General features: G+C 66.3%; 16 protein-coding genes. All 16 read left to right on the top strand.

Annotated elements, in window-relative coordinates; all coding sequences use genetic code 11:
* The first annotated feature begins 221 nt into the window (after positions 1–221).
* Positions 222–3,041: a translation initiation factor IF-2 N-terminal domain-containing protein gene (locus V6D40_RS06595; RefSeq protein WP_334289573.1), complete on the top strand. Its 2,820-nt coding sequence runs from the start codon at positions 222–224 to the stop codon at positions 3,039–3,041.
* Positions 3,042–3,225: 184 nt separating this feature from the next.
* Positions 3,226–3,531, top strand: a complete 306-nt coding sequence (rplU, locus tag V6D40_RS06590; RefSeq protein ID WP_334289572.1) for a 50S ribosomal protein L21 — start codon at positions 3,226–3,228, stop codon at positions 3,529–3,531.
* A gap of 36 nt (positions 3,532–3,567) precedes the next feature.
* On the top strand, positions 3,568–3,906 hold the full coding sequence (gene rpmA / locus V6D40_RS06585) for a 50S ribosomal protein L27 (RefSeq protein WP_334289571.1): 339 nt from the start codon (positions 3,568–3,570) through the stop codon (positions 3,904–3,906).
* A gap of 82 nt (positions 3,907–3,988) precedes the next feature.
* Positions 3,989–5,932 carry a hypothetical protein gene (locus V6D40_RS06580; RefSeq protein ID WP_334289570.1) on the top strand — a complete coding sequence of 648 codons (1,944 nt, stop codon included), beginning with the start codon at positions 3,989–3,991 and terminating at the stop codon, positions 5,930–5,932.
* Positions 5,933–5,960: 28 nt separating this feature from the next.
* On the top strand, positions 5,961–7,466 hold the full coding sequence (gene obgE / locus V6D40_RS06575; RefSeq protein WP_334289569.1) for a GTPase ObgE: 1,506 nt from the start codon (positions 5,961–5,963) through the stop codon (positions 7,464–7,466).
* Positions 7,467–7,548: 82 nt separating this feature from the next.
* Positions 7,549–8,706: an ImmA/IrrE family metallo-endopeptidase gene (locus tag V6D40_RS06570; protein WP_334289568.1), complete on the top strand. Its 1,158-nt coding sequence runs from the start codon at positions 7,549–7,551 to the stop codon at positions 8,704–8,706.
* 3 nt (positions 8,707–8,709) lie between these two features.
* Positions 8,710–9,207: a DUF4411 family protein gene (locus V6D40_RS06565; RefSeq protein ID WP_334289567.1), complete on the top strand. Its 498-nt coding sequence runs from the start codon at positions 8,710–8,712 to the stop codon at positions 9,205–9,207.
* A gap of 21 nt (positions 9,208–9,228) precedes the next feature.
* Positions 9,229–10,350, top strand: a complete 1,122-nt coding sequence (gene proB / locus V6D40_RS06560) for a glutamate 5-kinase (RefSeq protein ID WP_334289566.1) — start codon at positions 9,229–9,231, stop codon at positions 10,348–10,350.
* 11 nt (positions 10,351–10,361) lie between these two features.
* Complete coding sequence (locus tag V6D40_RS06555; RefSeq protein ID WP_334289565.1) at positions 10,362–11,276, top strand: D-isomer specific 2-hydroxyacid dehydrogenase family protein; 915 nt, start codon at positions 10,362–10,364, stop codon at positions 11,274–11,276.
* Complete coding sequence (locus tag V6D40_RS06550) at positions 11,276–12,520, top strand: glutamate-5-semialdehyde dehydrogenase (RefSeq protein ID WP_334289564.1); 1,245 nt, start codon at positions 11,276–11,278, stop codon at positions 12,518–12,520. The genes V6D40_RS06555 and V6D40_RS06550 overlap by 1 nt, the downstream gene beginning before the upstream one ends.
* Positions 12,517–13,116 carry a nicotinate-nucleotide adenylyltransferase gene (gene nadD / locus V6D40_RS06545; RefSeq protein WP_334289563.1) on the top strand — a complete coding sequence of 200 codons (600 nt, stop codon included), beginning with the start codon at positions 12,517–12,519 and terminating at the stop codon, positions 13,114–13,116. The genes V6D40_RS06550 and nadD overlap by 4 nt, the downstream gene beginning before the upstream one ends.
* 57 nt (positions 13,117–13,173) lie before the next feature.
* Entirely contained in the window at positions 13,174–13,641 is a 468-nt protein-coding gene (gene rsfS, locus V6D40_RS06540) for a ribosome silencing factor (RefSeq protein WP_334289562.1), read from the top strand.
* Positions 13,642–13,657: 16 nt separating this feature from the next.
* Entirely contained in the window at positions 13,658–14,329 is a 672-nt protein-coding gene (locus V6D40_RS06535; RefSeq protein ID WP_334289561.1) for a histidine phosphatase family protein, read from the top strand.
* Positions 14,326–15,114, top strand: coding sequence for a DegV family protein (locus V6D40_RS06530; protein WP_334289560.1), 789 nt, complete (start codon positions 14,326–14,328; stop codon positions 15,112–15,114). Before V6D40_RS06535 ends, V6D40_RS06530 begins: the two co-directional genes overlap by 4 nt.
* 23 nt (positions 15,115–15,137) lie before the next feature.
* Complete coding sequence (locus tag V6D40_RS06525; protein ID WP_334289559.1) at positions 15,138–16,076, top strand: hypothetical protein; 939 nt, start codon at positions 15,138–15,140, stop codon at positions 16,074–16,076.
* Positions 16,077–16,233: 157 nt separating this feature from the next.
* Entirely contained in the window at positions 16,234–16,893 is a 660-nt protein-coding gene (locus V6D40_RS06520) for a ComEA family DNA-binding protein (protein WP_334289558.1), read from the top strand.
* Position 16,894: the final 1 nt, after the last annotated feature.

The raw sequence follows: 16,894 nt of genomic DNA, 5'->3' as shown, positions 1-16,894 counted from the left end.
GGGCGTTTTTTCGTGCGCCGTGTGCCACAATGGTCACCGAGGCTTCGCCGCGCCCGCATCTTGTGCGCGCTGGAGCTGAAAAGCTTTCACAAATATTGAAAAACCGTTCCGCTCACGAACGGACCTGTCTTGAGCCGCTGTGCGGCGGCGGCGAGTTGTATCGCCAGCGCCCGGTGGCAGAGGTCGCGTTCGGTGCAGCGCGAAGACATAAGGAGCATAACGTGGCACGCAGCGACGAGAAGCCGAAGAAGAGATCCACCAAGAAGCGCACCACGAAGAAAGCGGCGAACCCGTACGCCGACTTCGACCGCTCGACCCTGTCCGAGAAGACGCGCGTGTTCCAGCTGGCGAAGGCGCTGAACGTCCCCTCGAAGGACCTGGTAGTGGCGCTGTCAGAAATGGGTCTGGTCAAGGTTGCCCAGTCCACGCTGACGCGAGCGGAGAGCGAGCAACTGCTTGACGCGCTGGCCGCAACGGCCGCCGCGCCCCGCGGCGACGAGGCCCCGGCAGCGGAGGAGACCGAGGGTGCCGCAGAGAGCGAAGCGGACGCGAAGATCCGCGAGCGCGTGCGCAAGGACGTCGCCAACGAGATCAACCAGATCGAGCGCAAGGTTGAGGCGGAGCTTTCGGCGCTTGACGACGACACCGTGGACGCCGCTGACGACGAGGACGACACCGACGAGGACGACACCGACGCGCTCGTCGACTCGGAAGACGTGCTGCTGACCGACATCGAGCCGGATGTCACCCCGGTGCCCGCCGAGGAGGCTGCGGCGTACGCGCCGCTGTTCAAGGCGCCCGCGCGCGGGGAGCGCCGCCGCGCCAGCCGCCCGAGCGGTAAAGACGCGCCTTCCTCCGCGCCCGTTGAGGAGGTTGAGGATCGCGTCGACGAGGTGGTCGAAGTCGCCGAAGCCGCCGAGGTGCTGGAAGAGCCGAAGGCGATCCAGGGCTCGTCGCGGCTGGAAGCGCAGCGCCGCCGCCGCAGCGAAAAGCGCGAGGAGGGCCGCAAGCGCTCCCGCATCGTCTCCCAGGCCGAGTTCCTGGCGCGCCGCGAGTCTGTGACCCGCCAAATGGTTGTGCGCGAGCGCGACCGCCACGACGGCCGCGGCCGCATCACCCAGGTGGGCGTGCTGGAAGACGGTCTGTTGGTCGAGCACTTCGTCACCTCCGACAGCCAGGCGTCGATGATCGGCAACATCTACCTCGGCCGCGTGCAGAACGTGCTGCCGAGCATGGAGGCGGCGTTTATCGACATTGGCCAGGGCCGAAACGGCGTGCTCTACGCCGGCGAGGTGGACTGGAAGGCGGCTGGCCTGGGCGGGCGCTCCCGCCGCATCGAGCACGCGCTGAAGTCCGGCGACCAGGTCGTGGTGCAGGTGACCAAGGACCCGGTGGGCCACAAGGGCGCGCGCCTGACCACCCAGATCTCGCTGGCCGGCCGCTTCCTGGTGTACGTGCCGGGCGGCCGCAGCGCGGGCATCTCCCGAAAGCTTCCGGCCCCGGAGCGCAAGCGGCTAAAGGAGATCCTGAACAACGTCGTGCCGGGCAAGGGCGGGGCGATTATCCGCACCGCCGCCGAGGGCGTGCCGGAAGAGGCGATCGCCGCCGACGTCAACCGACTGCACACGCAGTGGGAAGCAATTCAGCGCGAAGCCGAGAAGGAGAAGAACTCCAAGGGCGCCAAGCCGGTGACCCTGTACGAGGAGCCGAACCTTTTGGTCAAGGTGGTGCGCGACCTGTTCAACGAGGACTTCTCCGAGTTGGTGGTCGAAGGCCAGAAGTCCTGGAACACGGTGCGCTCCTACGTGGACACCGTGGCCCCTGACCTGGCAGACCGTTTGGTCAAGTTCAACCCGAAGAAGCACGGCGGCAAGGACGCCTTCGAGGTGTACCGGGTTGACGAGCAGATTCAAAAAGCCCTTTCGCGCACCGTGTGGCTGCCGTCCGGCGGCACTCTTATCATCGACAAGACCGAGGCGATGACGGTCATCGACGTCAACACCGGCAAATTCACCGGTTCTGGCGGCTCGCTCGAAGAGACGGTGACGCGCAACAATCTCGAGGCAGCCGAGGAAATCGTGCGCCAGATTCGCCTGCGCGATATCGGCGGCATCATCATCATCGACTTTATCGACATGATCCTGCCCGAGAACCAGGATCTGGTGCTGCGCCGCCTGAAGGAGGCGCTCGGCCGCGACCGCACCCGCCACCAGGTCTCCGAAGTCACCTCCCTGGGTCTTGTGCAGATGACGCGCAAGCGCCTCGGCACCGGGCTGGTGGAGACGTTCGCCCACGAGTGCGAAACCTGTGGCGGGCGCGGGCTGATCATTGAGGACGACCCGGTCGAGCCGGAGACCAAGAGCGAGTTCAAGGAGGAGCGCCGCCGCCCGGCGGGGGACCACCCGGCAGCCAAGGCGCGCGGGGCGCAGCACGACGACAGCGCTGACGCTGACACTGACACTGACACTGACGCTTCCCGCGGCGACGCGCTCGCTGAGGACGAGCTCGACCAGATCGCGGATTCGGTCATCTCGGAGAAGCAGGACACCGGCGAGAAACGCTCCCGCAGGCGCGGCCGCCGCGGCGGCTCCCGCGGCCGAGGCAAGCAGGAGCCGCAGCAGACGGAGAACACCGAGACCTCCGAGACTGCCGGCATCTCCTACGAGGAAGCGGTGGAAGAGTTCGAGGCCTCGCCGCGCCGCAAGCGCCGCACCCGCGGCAACTCGCGCTCCGACCACCGCCCGCGCCGGGAGAACTTCGAGAGCGCGAGCGAGCCGAGCGATGTGAGCGAGCCGAGCGAACCCAGTGAGCGGCCGGTCAGGAAGTCTGGCGCGCGAAGCGGTGAGGAGGGCGTCGACAAGCCGAAGCCCCGCACACGCGAGCGCCGCCGGGCGACCCGGAAGACGAGCGGGGCAGCGGCCCAGCAGCCGAAGCGCGCCGCAGCGACGCGGAAGCCGGCGGAGGAGCCGGCGGACAAGCCGCAGCCGGAATCCTCGCCGCGCCGGGGCCGCCGCCGGGCTACGCGTCGCACGTCGAGCTAGTTTTGGTGATTCATAAGTCGCCGGTGTAGTCTTTGACAGTCGCTGTTTCGGGGTGCGCCGCCTCGATGCCCACGCATGCGGGCACGGCTGGCCATCAACTACGGCCCCGAAACGCTTTCCATGTTCCATTCCGCCGCCGTGGCATGCAGGCAGCGGGCGAGTAAGAGATAAGGGGTAACCCTCTATGTACGCGATCGTCAAGACCGGCGGCAAGCAGTACAAGGTTGCCGAGGGCGACCTGGTCAAGGTCGAGAAGCTTGAGGGTGAAGCAGGCGACAAGGTCGAACTCACCCCGATCCTTCTCGTTGATGGCGCAGACGTCACCTCCGGCGCTGACAAGCTTGCAAACGCCAAGGTTGAGGCCGAGATTGTCCAGCAGACCAAGGGCAAGAAGGTCAACATTCTGAAGTACAAGAACAAGACCGGCTACAAGAAGCGTCAGGGCCACCGTCAGCAGCTGACGCAGCTGAAGATCACCGGCATCAAGTAAGCTGACCAAGACTTTTCAATCAAGGAGATTTGAACCATGGCACACAAGAAGGGTGCATCCAGCTCCGCGAACGGCCGTGACTCTGAGTCCAAGCGCCTTGGCGTGAAGCGTTTCGGTGGCCAGCAGGTTAAGGCCGGCGAGATCATCGTCCGTCAGCGCGGCACCAAGTTCCACCCGGGCGACAACGTCGGCCGCGGCGGCGACGACACGCTGTTCGCGCTCACCGCTGGCGCTGTCCAGTTCGGCATCAAGAAGAAGCGCCGCGTTGTGAACATCGTCCCGGCTGACGGCGAGGGCGTTGCTTCCGAGGTGCTCGAGGCTGCCGAGGCCGCAGGTGTGGTCGAGGAAGGCACCGTGGCGGAGGCTACCGCTTAAGGGCTTTCCGCTTGAAGGACGGACGCGTTGCCGGGTCAAACGATCCGCAGCGCGTCTTTTGCGTTTTGTAGACTGGCGCCTTATGGATAACAACACCTCCCGAGTGGTGGACCCGTCGTCGAACCTCGAGGCGGCACTCGCGTCTGTGGCGCCCGGCGACGGGCTTGTGCTCTCCGGCGGAGACTACTTCCTTCACCGCCCCCTCATTGTTGATGACCGCTTCTTGCAGGGCAACGGCGCCGACGTCGCCCGCATCCACGGCACGGTGGTGTTGTCAGGGGCGTCGCAGGTGTGGGCGATCGGCGTCCACGCACCCAAGGACGGCCCAGCCTTCGACGTGGTCTCTGGTTTTCCCACGCTAAATCATTGCGCGGCGCGCCTGCGCCCTGACGCTGAGAAGGTCGCGGTGCGAGTCAACGACGCCGGCCTTGAGCTCGATAGCTGCGTGGTCGAGGAGACCGAGGAGCGGCCCGCCCTCGTTGCTACGAAGGCGCACCTGCTTATCGAGCGATCCCGCGTGGGGTACATCAACGTCGGCGCCGAGTCGAAAGCGTCTGTTTCCCAGTCCACGCTGGGCGCGGTGCGCGTCAACGGCGGTGCGATTATGGCGCTCGACGGGGCCTGCGCCATTGCGCCTGCAGGTGGAGATTCGGCGCTGATGGTCGATTCCGGCGGCAAGTTCACCGCCCCGCAGCTCTACTTCAAGGGCGATAACCCCTACATCAGCGTCGACGACGCGTATGTGGACATCCCCCGCATCCAAACCGACGGCGAGCGCGTCCGCGTCAACGCCGAGGACGGCGCCCAGATCAACCTTGATTCGGAGATGTGCGTCGTTGCCGGCGGCGGGTCGAATGCGGGCGAGGTCCTCTGGCGCGCCGCGGACGGCGACAAGTTCGACGACCTCATCGTGCCTCAGCTCGCACCAGGGACGGTCGTGCGGATGGAGGAGGGCGAGTACGTGATTACGGGCCTGTCTATCCACGCCGGCCCGCTGACGTTTATCGGCCCTGGTACCGACGAGTGCACGGTGTGGGTGAGCGCCAGCGTCGATGTCGACGCCGGACAAGAGCTCAACGTCAGCGGTATGACGCTGATCCAGGCACCCGATGACATGGTCATTTACAACCACGGCGGCCGCGTCCGCGCCTACGAGGTGCGGTTCGTGCCGGGGCAGCACCCGATCAACATGGCCCAGATCGGCGCCGATAACGGCGGCGTGTTGGAGTTCGACGAGTGCGTGGTGGAGTCGCCGCAAAGCCGCCCCTGGGTCGGCGTGGTGGCGGCGGAGAACAGCGAGCTGTATTCGCAGGCGAGCATGCTTGGCTGGGTGCGCGTGGACGAGTCCACCGCCAACTTCGACGGCGACTGGATCTACTACCTCGAGGCGGAAGGCGCCACCATCACCGGTGAGGTGAGCATTATGGAAAACCACGCGGGCAAACGCGCGATTCACGCGAAGGCCGGCACCGACATCGATCTGACCGCGCTTGGGCTACTCGCCTACGACACGGAGCTCTACCTCGGCGACTCCGCGCTTCGCGCCGACGAGGTGGTGGCCGCGCCGAAGTCCGACTTCCGCGTCTACGCCGGGGGCACCAGCACGGTGAACGCGCCCGGTGCGCGGTTGTTTGAGCGCCGCGGCGGCGAGTGGGTCGACACATCCGAGACCGGTGGATCCGAAGCCGGTCAGCCTAAGCCGGCAGTGCGCGCGCCGCGCCCGGCGGCGGAGGCGAACCGTCTTACGGCGCGTCCGGTCGGCGCAGCGGCGGGCCAACCCGGCCCCGATGCGGCGTCGGCGGTGGTGGACAGCCTGAGGTCGAAGGGTTACACCTTTGACGAGGCGCAGCTGCGCCAAGCGCTCGCGTCCGTCAGCCCCGACAACCTGGGTAGGGCGGAGCGCAAGCTTGTCGACGCCATCTCGATTCGTCTCTTCCGCACCTACGGCGGCAACTTCGCCCCGGCGGGGGCGGAGGAGCGCACCACGATCACCGCGGACGATCTGCGCTCACTGGGATCTTTGTAGCGCGCGCGACCAAGTAGGCTGGCTGACTATGGCGCAATTTGTTGACCAAGCTGTTCTCCACCTGCAAGCCGGCGACGGCGGGCACGGCTGCGTGTCGGTGCACCGCGAAAAGTTCAAGCCGCTCGGCGGGCCAGACGGCGGCAACGGCGGGCACGGAGGCGACATCATTTTGGAAGTCTCCCCGCAAGTGCACACGCTGCTCGACTTCCAGTTCCGCCCGCACGTCAAAGCGCAGCGCGGCGCAAACGGCGAGGGCGACCACCGAAACGGCGCCCGCGGAGAGGACCTGATCCTCGAGGTCCCGGTCGGCACGGTGGTGCGAAGCGCCGACGGCGAAGTCTTGGCCGACCTCACCGAGCCGGGCACCCGCTTCGTCGCCGCCGAGGGCGGCTTCGGCGGTCTTGGTAACGCGGCGCTGGCGACAGCGAAGCGCAAGGCCCCGGGGTTCGCGCTGAAAGGCGAACCCGGTGAGGCCCACGACCTGATACTGGAGCTGAAGTCCATGGCCGACGTTGGTCTGGTGGGTTTCCCCTCGGCGGGCAAGTCGTCGTTAATCTCCGTGCTGTCCGCAGCAAAGCCGAAGATTGCGGACTACCCCTTCACCACCCTGGCACCGAACCTGGGCGTGGTTGACACCGGCAGCGACACCTTCACCATCGCTGACGTGCCGGGGCTGATCCCGGGTGCGAGCCAGGGCAAGGGCTTAGGCCTGGACTTCCTGCGCCACATCGAGCGCACCGCTGTGCTTGCGCACATCGTCGACGCCGCCACGATGGAGCCCGGCCGCGACCCGATTTCTGACATCGAGGCGCTAGAAGCGGAGCTTTCGTCCTACGCGGACGAGCTCGACGTCGACTCGGGCTTGGGCGATCTGCGCGACCGCCCCCGCCTTGTCGTGCTGAACAAGATCGACGTGTTGGAGGCGCGCGAGCTCGCGGAATTCCTCAAAGACGACATTGAGGCCAAGTTCGGCTGGCCGGTGTTTCTCATCTCCACCGTCAGCCGCGAGGGCCTCGACGAGCTGAAGTGGGCGATGTGGGAGATTGTCCAGCAGTCCCGCAAGGCTCGGCCGAAGTCGGCACGCGCCGCGGAGCCGCAGGTCATCCGGCCGAAGGACGCTTCGCGTTCCCGCGACACCGGCATCGCCGTCGAGCGCGACCCGATCTACCCCGAGGGCTGGATTGTCACCGGTGAAAAGGCGGAGCGCTGGATCCGCCAGACGGACTTCGAAAACGACGAGGCCGTCGGCTACCTCTCCGACCGTTTGGAGAAGGCGGGTGTGGAAGACGCGCTTCGCAAGATCGGCGCGAAGGAGGGCGACGTGGTCACCATCGGCGACATCTCTTTCGACTGGGAGCCATCGCGAGGCGGCGACCCGACACTTGCCGGCCGCGGCCAAGACGCGCGATTTGGTGGCACCGACCGCGCGTCCGCTGCCGAGCGCAAGCGTGCCTCGCAGGCCCGCCGCGGCCTGATCGACGAGTACGACTACGGCACCGACGAGGCCGCCGACACCGAGCGCTGGCAGGGGTAGGGGAGCGACGAAGCTCCGGCGGTGTGTGTTCCAGGGGTGCTATATTTTCGGGCAACCGACTCCGTAGGGAGGTGACGCACCCGTGGCCGCGCCAGTTCGCATCCCCATTGCCAAGCCAGTCTTGGACTGGGCGATTGCACGCACGGGTTCAACGGTTGAGGAGCTCGCACGATCTTCTGAATTCAACCAGATAGAGAATTGGGTGAATGGGACGAGCCAGCCGACCATCCGTCAGGCGGAAGCCCTCGCTGCTAAGGCGTCTGTGCCTTACCCTCTCCTTTTGCTGGCGAAGCCGCGTTTGCTGGACGTGCAGCTGCCTGATTTCCGCACGGTCGGTTCCCAACTGGTGGTCGATCCAAGCGTTGAATTGGCAGCGGCGATCGAGCGGGCACAACGGCAGCTGGATTGGTACCTCGAGTATGCGGACGAAGTCGGGTTGATGCCGCCAGGGATAGTGGGCAGTGCGACCTTGGGGCAGGCTGCCGAGAGTGTCGCTGAAAGAGTGCGGAATCTGCTTGGCTGGGTGCCTGGAAGCCGGGTCATTGGAGATCAAGCTATCGCGGCGCTGTCCTCGGCGATAGAAGAAAGCGGAGTGCTGGTTACCCGCAACTCCATGGTTGGCAACAATTCGTTTAAACCGTTGCGTGTCGAGGAGTTTCGAGGTTTCACGCTGATTCAGGACGGGTTTGCTCTGGTTTTCGTTAACACCCGTGACGCGAAATCTGCGCAACTGTTCAGCCTCGCGCACGAACTAGGTCACGCAGTCCTTGGTGCACCAGGGATCTCTAACGAGTCCAGCGAAGTCGCAAACGGGGCACCCCAGGAGATTGAGCGGTGGTGCAACGGGTTCGCCGCAGCGTTCCTCATGCCTGCAGAAGCGGTCCACTCGCTCGGGCTGCCGAAGGAAGCGGATTTGGAGGAGATCCAGCACGCAGCTCGGAGGTTTGGGGTCAGCGTCCCAGCATTCGTCTACAGGCTGAGGGAGCTCGGGCTAGCCTCACTTGAAACCGTGGATTCTTTGCTGGCTGAACACGCCGCTCTCGACATTCCCCTACGAGAGCGGTCAAGCGGCGGGAGCACCTTCCGCAATGTAAAAGCAAGGACGGGAGAGCGGCTGCTGTCTGCATTGCGGGACTCGATGGGCACGTCTCTGCTCCCAGTTCGCGACGCGCTGGATCTGACTGGGCTATCAAAGCGAACAGCTCTGGAACACCTCTTTGCCACGTTGGAAGAGAACTGATCCATGTACCTCCTCGACGCAAACGTACTCATTTCGGCTGCTGAGAGGAATTATCCGCCTGACGTTGTCCCCGGCTTCTGGGACCAACTACTCGACGCCGTAGCTAACGGTGAGGTGAAGATCCCGGAAGCTGTGTACAGGGAGGTGACAACGCTGGAAGACAAATGGCTAACCGGCTGGCTGAAAAACAACGTTGACCAGCGACGCGGTGACGTACTGTACGAAAACCTCGCCCAGGCCAGAATGCTGGCGCGCGTGGCGGATTGGGTGACTGACCCTGCACGCCCGTACGCTTCCCGACACGTCAACAATTTCCTTCGCCATGCTGATCCCCGTCTGATCGCTGCTGCGGCTACTGAGGCCGCAGTGGTTGTCACGTACGAAGAGCGGGTAGCAGATCCAAACTCTACAAAGGTGAAGATCCCCAACGTGGCAGATGAATTCGGCGTGGCCTGCGTTCTTCCCATGGAGATGTTTCGGTCACTTCGCCGGACGCTGTAGAGCCCCGTTTACACTGCACGTATGGCAGGTTCCCCTCTCAGACAGCAGATTTCCGCGGCGAAGCGCATCGTGGTGAAGCTGGGCACGTCCTCGCTTGTCGACGAAACGGGGCAAGTCTCCCAACCCAAAATCGATCGGATCGTAGACGCGATCGAGGCCCGCATTGCGCGCGGCAGCGACGTGGTTGTGGTGTCGTCGGGCGCAATCGCCGCCGGAATGGGGCCGCTGGGGTTGAAAGCCCGCCCTCGCGATTTGGCCACGAAGCAGGCAGCGGCTGCGGTGGGCCAGATCCACTTGGCGCAGTCCTGGGGCCAGTCGTTCGCGCGCTACGGCCGCACGATCGGGCAGGTGCTGCTGACCCAGTCGGACGCCGGGTCCCGGGAGCGGGCCCGCAACGCGCAGCGCACCATTGATCGGTTACGCCAGATCGGTGCGGTGCCGATCGTGAACGAGAACGACACGGTGGCGACCTCCGAGATGCGCTTCGGCGACAACGATAGGTTGTCCGCGATCGTAGCAACGCTCATCAGCGCCGACGCGCTCGTGCTGCTTTCGGATGTCGACGGCCTCTACACCGCCAACCCTGCGCTGCCCGGCGCACGTCGCATCGACGAAGTGGTCACCGGGGCTGACCTTGAAGACGTGCAGGCCGGCGACGGGGGCGTGTTCGGCACCGGCGGCATGGCGGCGAAGGTTTCCGCAGCCCGCCTCGCCACCCGTGGCGGCGTGCCGGTGCTGCTCACCGCATCCAGCGACATCGAGCGCGCGCTCGCAACCGCCGAGGGCGGCACCGTGTTCCACACCCGCCCGGAAAGCAAGCTCAACGCGTGGAAGTTCTGGGCGCTCTACGCGGCGGACGCGGAAGGGGTGCTGCGCCTCGACGCGGGAGCGGTCAAGGCCGTCACCCGCGGGGGGACCAGCTTGCTCGCCGTGGGCATCACCGGAATCGAGGGAGATTTCCACGCAGGCGACATCGTAGAAATTTTGGGTCCTGATTCGGAGGTGGTGGGCCGAGGCGAGGTTGCCTACGACGCCGCCGACCTCGCCGGCATGCTCGGGCGCCACACGTCGGAGCTCGAAGCCCACCGGCAGCGCCCTGTTGTCCACGCCGATTACCTGTCGAACTACGCTTCGCGCTTGTAATCTGGGCGTCTATGAAGTTCGCGTATTTGCCTACCCCCTGGGATAAGCCCGTTGCCGATCTCGAGGCCGCCGGCCACGAACTTGTTGGTCTGGACGAGGGGCCGGACCTGCTGCTCTTCGGCGGCGGGCCGGACGACTTCCCGCAGGATCTGCCTGAAAGCGTCAAGGTCGTGCAGATCGTCTACGCAGGGGTGGAGAACCTCCAGGAGATCTTTGCCAAGCACGCGGCTAACGGCGTGCGTTTCGCCAACGCGGGCGGGCTCTACGACGACACGGTTGCGGAGTCGGCTCTTGCGCTTACGTTGGCGGTGATGCACCGTCATCAAGCAGTAGCTCCTTCGTGGAACCAGAAGCAGCTTTTCGGCGAGACGGAGTACCTCTTCGACGACAAGAAGCTGGCCCTGATCGGCGCGGGCGGCATTGGCAAGAAACTGATCGAGTACGTGCGGCCGTTCGGCGTCGAGGTCACGGCTGTGAACCGCTCCGGCAACGAGGTCGAGGGCGCGGCGCGGACCGTGAAGATGGCGGATGCGGAGAAGGTGTGGTCGAGCCACGACATCTTCGTGCTGCTGACTCCGCTGACGGATGAGACGCGCCACATGGTGGACGCGGACACCCTGGCCCAGATGCCGGAGAACGCAGTGGTGATCAACGTCGGCCGCGGCGGCCTGATCGACACCGACGCGCTGACGGACGCGCTGCAGCGGGGCAAGATTGCCGGCGCTGGCCTTGACGTCACCGAGCCCGAGCCGCTGCCGGAGGACCACCCGCTGTGGGGCATTGACACGTGTGTGATCACCCCGCACACCGCCAACATCCCGCGGTTCATGAGACGCCGCATCGGCGGCCTAACCGCCGAGAACTGGCGCCTGTTCGAAGCGGGGGAGAAGATGCGAACCGAGATCGACGTGGAAGCAGGCTACTGATGGGAAACGAACGCGACGAGGTCCTGGCCAAGGCGCGCCGCGCCAAGGACGTCGCACCGGAGGTGGCCGCGCTTTCGCAGTCGGCAAAGAACGCGCTGCTTATCGACGCCGCCACCACGCTCCAAAACCGCACCGCAGAAATCCTCGCCGCCAACGCGCAAGACCTCGAAGCCGGCCGCGCAGCCGGGATGGACGAGGCGCTGCTCGACCGGCTGGCGCTGGATGAGGCGCGCATCGCGGGCATCGCCGACGGACTTCGCCAGGTAGCGGGCCTGAAAGACCCGGTAGGCGAGGTGCTGCGAGGCCACACGCTGGCAAACGGCATCAAGATGCATCAGGTGCGCGTGCCGCTGGGCGTGATGGGCATGGTCTACGAGGCACGCCCCAACGTCACGGTCGACGCGTTCGGCCTTGCGCTGAAGTCGGGCAACGTGGCGCTGCTACGCGGGTCCAAGACCGCGCGCCGCTCCAACGAGGCGCTGGTGGCCATCCTGCAGGACGTGCTCGCAGACCACGGCTTGCCGCGCGAAGCCGTGCAGCTTCTGCCGTGCGAGACCCACGATTCGGTGCAGCACCTGATCACCGCCCGCGGGCTGGTAGACGTGGTGATCCCGCGCGGCGGCGCGAAGCTCATCGAGGCCGTGGTCACCAACGCGACCGTGCCCACGATCGAGACCGGTACCGGCAACTGCCACTTCTATATTGACAAGGCCGCAGAGCTGGACTCGGCGATCGAGATGCTCCTCAACGGCAAAACGCGCCGGGTGAGCGTGTGCAACGCCACCGAGACGGTGCTGGTGGACGCGAGCTTGGACCAAGCCTCAAAGCAGCAGATTATCGACGCCCTGCACAACGCCGGAGTAACCATCCACGGCGACCCCGCGCTGGGGTTTGTTGAGGCGACCGAGGCCGACTGGGCCGAGGAGTACCTCTCGATGGACATCGCGTACAAGGAAGTCGACGGCGTCGACGGCGCGATCGAGCACATCGCCGCGTACTCCACCGGCCACACCGACGCGATCGCCTCCCGCGACGCGTACACGCTGCAGCGTTTCGCCGACCGGGTCGACTCCGCTGCGGTGGTGCTCAACGCCTCGACAGCGTTCACCGACGGTGAGCAGTACGGCATGGGCGCAGAGATCGGCATTTCGACCCAGAAGCTGCACGCGCGCGGTCCCATGGCGCTTCCGGAGCTGACCACCACGAAGTGGGTGCTCGAAGGCACGGGGCAGGTGAGGGCGTGACCCGCGCGGCACGGCGCATCGGGGTGATGGGCGGCACCTTCGACCCCATCCACCACGGCCACTTGGTCGCGGCGAGCGAGGCGGCGCACCGCTTCCAGCTCGACGAGGTGGTCTTCGTGCCCACCGGTGAGCCGTGGCAGAAGGCGGGCAGGTCCATCTCGCCGGCGGAAGACCGCTACTTGATGACGGTCATCGCGACCGCCTCCAACCCCCAGTTCAGCGTCTCGCGCGTGGACATTGACCGCGGCGGGCCGACCTACACCATTGACACGCTGCGCGATCTGCAGGTGGATTACCCGGACGCGCAGCTGTACTTCATCACCGGCGCCGACGCGCTGAGCTCGATCATGTCTTGGCACGACTGGGAGGCGATGTTCACCCTCGCCGAGTTCGTCGGCGTGACCCGGCCCGGCTACGAGCTGACCGAGGACATGCTTCCCTCGGACATCCAGCAGCGCGTCCACCTGCTGGACATCCCCGCGATGGCGATCTCGTCGACCGACTGCCGCGCCCGCGCCGCCGGGGGCAGGCCGGTGTGGTACCTCGTGCCGGACGGGGTGGTGCAGTACATAGCCAAGCATGAACTGTATGCCTGACGACGCTGCCGTTAGACTTACAGGTACCTAGTACCACAGACCTAAGGACCTACATTCTTGACTGCCACGCAACTGTCCATCGAGCAGGCGACCATCGCCGCCAAGGCCGCTGACGAAAAGCTCGGCGCGAACATTGCTGTCATCGACGTCTCCAACGTCATGGCGATCACCGACATCTTCGTGATCGCGTCCGCGGAGACCGAGCGCCAGGTCGCCGCGATCGTCGAGGAGATTGAATCCGAGCTCACTGACGCGGGCCTTGAGCCCAAGCGCCGCGAGGGCAACCGCGAGTTCCGCTGGGTGCTGCTCGACTACGGCAACTTCGTCGTGCACGTCCAGCGCGAGGCCGAGCGCGAGTTCTACGGCCTCGACCGCCTGTACTCCGACTGCCCCGTCATCGAGGTCGAGGGCTTGGAGCCGTACCAGCGCCCGGGCGCCTTCGCCGACAACGCCGGTGTGCGCGAGGCGGAGACGATCGAGGACTTGCCGCTCGCCGGGGAAGGCCCCGACGCGGACGAGTACTAGTTCGCGGACGCACACGGTGAACCGACGACTTATCCTGCTGCGCCACGGCCAGACGGAGTACAACGCCACCCGCCGCATGCAGGGGCACTTGGATACTGAGCTGTCCGACACCGGCGTGGAGCAGGCCCGCGCCGCCGCGCTGATGATGCGCGAACTCGGCGTCGGCAAGATCGTCGCCTCGGATTTGTCGCGCGCCCGCCGCACCGCGGAAATCGTCGCCGCCGTGCTGGGTCTGGACTTCACCGTGGACGAGCGGCTGCGCGAAACGCACCTCGGCCAGTGGCAGGGCAAGACCCATGCCGAGGTGGACAGCGCAGACGCGCGTGTGCGCGCCCACTGGCGCAACAACCCGGGCTGGGCGCCGCCCGAGGGCGAGAGCCGCCTGGACGTGGCGCGCCGCGCCCGCCCCGTGGTCGACGAGCTGATGGCGTCTTATAGCGGGTGGGACGACTCGAGCGTGCTGATCGTCGCCCACGGCGGGACGATCTCCGCGCTGACGTCGAACCTGCTGGGTCTTGCGCCGGAGCAGTACCCGCTGCTCAAGGGGCTGGGCAACACGAACACCTCGCGGCTTGTCGCGATGCCGCACTACAGCCAAGATGCCGATCCCACCGATTTCGACGCCGCCGAACCAGACAAGGTGCAGTGGTACCTCGAGGCCTGGAACCAGGGGTTGAGCATCTCGTGAGCGTGCGCGTTGTAGTCGATTCTTCCGCAAGTCTGCCGCCGGAGATCGCCGATGAGCTCGGCATCACCGTCGTCGACATGCACGTCATCGATGCATCCGAGGGGGAGGAGTCGACCTCGGGGCTCAGCGCCTTGGAGCTAACGGCGGCCTACGCCCGCCAGCTCGAGCGCGGCGGCGATGACGGCGTGGTCGCCCTCCACTTGGGCAAGGCAATGTCGTCCACGTGGTCCGCCGCCGTCACGGCGTCGGCGGTGTTTCCAGATACCGTTCGCGTGGTGGACACCGATGCCGTCGGCATGGCCGTCGGGGCGGCCGCGATGGCTGCGGCCACCCTCGCCAGGGAGGGGGCGAGCCTCGACGAATGCGAGGCGATGGCCGTGTCCACCCTCGAGCGCTCGGAGACGTGGCTGTACCTGCAGCAGCTCGATATCCTCCGCAAGTCCGGACGCTTGAGCGCGGGCACCGCACTGTCTGCCACCTTGCTCGCGACGAAACCCATCCTGCGCATGCGCGACGGCAAGCTCGAATTGGCGGCCAAGACGCGCACGCAAACCAAGGCGTTCGCGCGGCTGGCGGAGCTCGTGGTGGAGGGCGCCGACAACAAGCCCGTGTTCGTGGCGGTGCAGCACGCCGACGCGGCCGACGCCGCCGAGCAGGTCGCGCACACGCTTGAGGATGTGCTGCCGGACGGTTCCAAGGTGCTCGTGGAGGCGTTCGCGCCCGTCATCGCCACCCACACCGGTGCCGGCGCCATCGGTGTGTCGGCCGTGTTCAGCGCGACGTAGCGAGATTCGCTAGAGTTTTGCGCGTGCAAACCACCCTCTCGCGCCAGGCTCGAGTTGTCCTCGTCGCCCTGGTGACCGCGCTTGTCGCCACGTTATCTGTTTCCTTTACCCCGCAGGCGCCGAGCGCGGATGCGCAGCAGCGCTGCCCGTCGGTCGCCGTAATCGCCGCGCGCGGCTCCGGCCAGAATGGCCACATTTACCGCACCAGCTACGCAAACGAGGCACCGTGGGTGTCCAACGGCTGGGAAGGTGAGACGATCCGCGCTTTCCTGCGCCACGCTGAGAACCGATACCGCGCAACCCACGGCGGCGCCTCCCTGATGAAGGACGTTGAGGTGCTTGGCCTCGAGCCGCGCTACTACCCGGCCGCTTACCCCGAGTACTCCGTGCCCACCGTTCCGACCCCGGCAACGGTCATTCAAGCCTTGGACATCGCCCTCGAGTACGCGCTGCCGGTGCTGCGCACCGCGCGCGGTGCCGCAGGCGAGTTCACCGACTCGGTCCAGGCGGGCCGTGCCGGTGTGCTGCGCCAGATCAACGACTACGAACGCGCCACCGGCTGCCGCCCTGGCTACATCCTGGTCGGGTACTCGCAGGGCGCGATGATTCTTCTGGAGCACGAGCGTGAGCTCGCGCGCCGCGGCCAGCTCGCCGGTGCCGTGTACTTCGGCAACCCGAACACCGCCGCGGGCGACCCAGCGACCGTCGGCGTGGCCGGCGGCGGGTCGGGCGGCATGCTCGGCTGGCTGCCGTTCAACTCCCGCTCCGCAGCGGGGACCACCAACCGCGTCAACTACTGCCTGCCGCTCGACGGCGTGTGCGACCTGTCAGTGCAGACGCTTGAGGGTTCGGCGCGCCACAACGGCGGCAACCACGGCCGCTACTATCTGTGGCCGTCGCAGTGGGACAACCAAGTATCCGATTCGTTCGGCCGGTTCGTCGATCAGCGCCGCTACGGCTAAATCCACCACGTCCCGTTTCCAATAAGGCCCGTTGCGTTTTCAGCACGGGCGTTGCGTGTGGACAACCTTTTGGTGCCACGCTCGCGCCCGCCGGGTTATCCACAGGTGCGCCACCAGGGGCTTCCGCGGGTCGGGGAGCTGGCCGTACGGTTCGCCTATGAGCGCCGCCGACCGCATCAAAGAGCTGACCAAGCCCACCGGAGAAGAGGATCTCCTCCCCGTCGCCTACCCCGAACCTCGCCTCCGCGTGGAGCCGAAGCAAGCCGCGGTGTGCGTCTCGGCGGTGCTCGCCATCGTCGCCGGGTGGGCTGTCACGCGCACCCCGGACGCAGCCCCGCCGGCCCAGCAGTGGGAGACGGTTGCCGCCGAGGACGCGGTGCCGGAGCAACTGGTGGTCTCTGTGGTGGGGGAGGTGGCCAACCCAGGCCTGGTCACCTTGCACCAGGGGGCGCGCGTCGCCGATGCCTTAGCGGTTGCGGCGCCGCACGAGCACGCCGACCTGTTAGCGCTGAACCAGGCGCAGTTGCTTGTCGACGGGCAGCAGATCCTCGTCCTACCCTCCAACGCTGCCGCGCCGCCGGGTGCGGTTCCTGCCCTTTCGGTCGGCGCGGTCTCGGCGGGCGGGGGATTGGTCTCGATTAACGGGGCATCGGCCACCGAGCTGGAGACACTTCCCGGCGTCGGAGCCGCCACCGCGGCCGCGATTGTTGCGCACCGGGAGGCGAACGGTCCGTTCACCTCGCTCGAGGCGCTCATGGACGTCAAGGGCATCGGGCCCGCGAAGTTCGCGGCGCTCAAAGACCAGATCGCGCTGTAGC

It is taken from the genome of Corynebacterium sp. Marseille-Q4381 (assembly GCF_036881695.1).
Classification (GTDB): Bacteria; Actinomycetota; Actinomycetes; order Mycobacteriales; family Mycobacteriaceae; genus Corynebacterium.
Note: the sequence above shows the minus strand (reverse complement) of the source record. Positions and strands in the feature narration are given on the sequence as shown.

What these genes read in the sequence shown, in the direction of transcription:
- rplU (WP_334289572.1), top strand. Translation starts at nt 3,226, where the DNA reads ATGTACGCGATCGTCAAGACCGGCGGCAAGCAGTACAAGGTTGCCGAG.
- rpmA (WP_334289571.1), top strand. Translation starts at nt 3,568, where the DNA reads ATGGCACACAAGAAGGGTGCATCCAGCTCCGCGAACGGCCGTGACTCT.
- V6D40_RS06580 (WP_334289570.1), top strand. Translation starts at nt 3,989, where the DNA reads ATGGATAACAACACCTCCCGAGTGGTGGACCCGTCGTCGAACCTCGAG.
- obgE (WP_334289569.1), top strand. Translation starts at nt 5,961, where the DNA reads ATGGCGCAATTTGTTGACCAAGCTGTTCTCCACCTGCAAGCCGGCGAC.
- V6D40_RS06565 (WP_334289567.1), top strand. Translation starts at nt 8,710, where the DNA reads ATGTACCTCCTCGACGCAAACGTACTCATTTCGGCTGCTGAGAGGAAT.
- proB (WP_334289566.1), top strand. Translation starts at nt 9,229, where the DNA reads ATGGCAGGTTCCCCTCTCAGACAGCAGATTTCCGCGGCGAAGCGCATC.
- V6D40_RS06555 (WP_334289565.1), top strand. Translation starts at nt 10,362, where the DNA reads ATGAAGTTCGCGTATTTGCCTACCCCCTGGGATAAGCCCGTTGCCGAT.
- V6D40_RS06550 (WP_334289564.1), top strand. Translation starts at nt 11,276, where the DNA reads ATGGGAAACGAACGCGACGAGGTCCTGGCCAAGGCGCGCCGCGCCAAG.
- V6D40_RS06520 (WP_334289558.1), top strand. Translation starts at nt 16,234, where the DNA reads ATGAGCGCCGCCGACCGCATCAAAGAGCTGACCAAGCCCACCGGAGAA.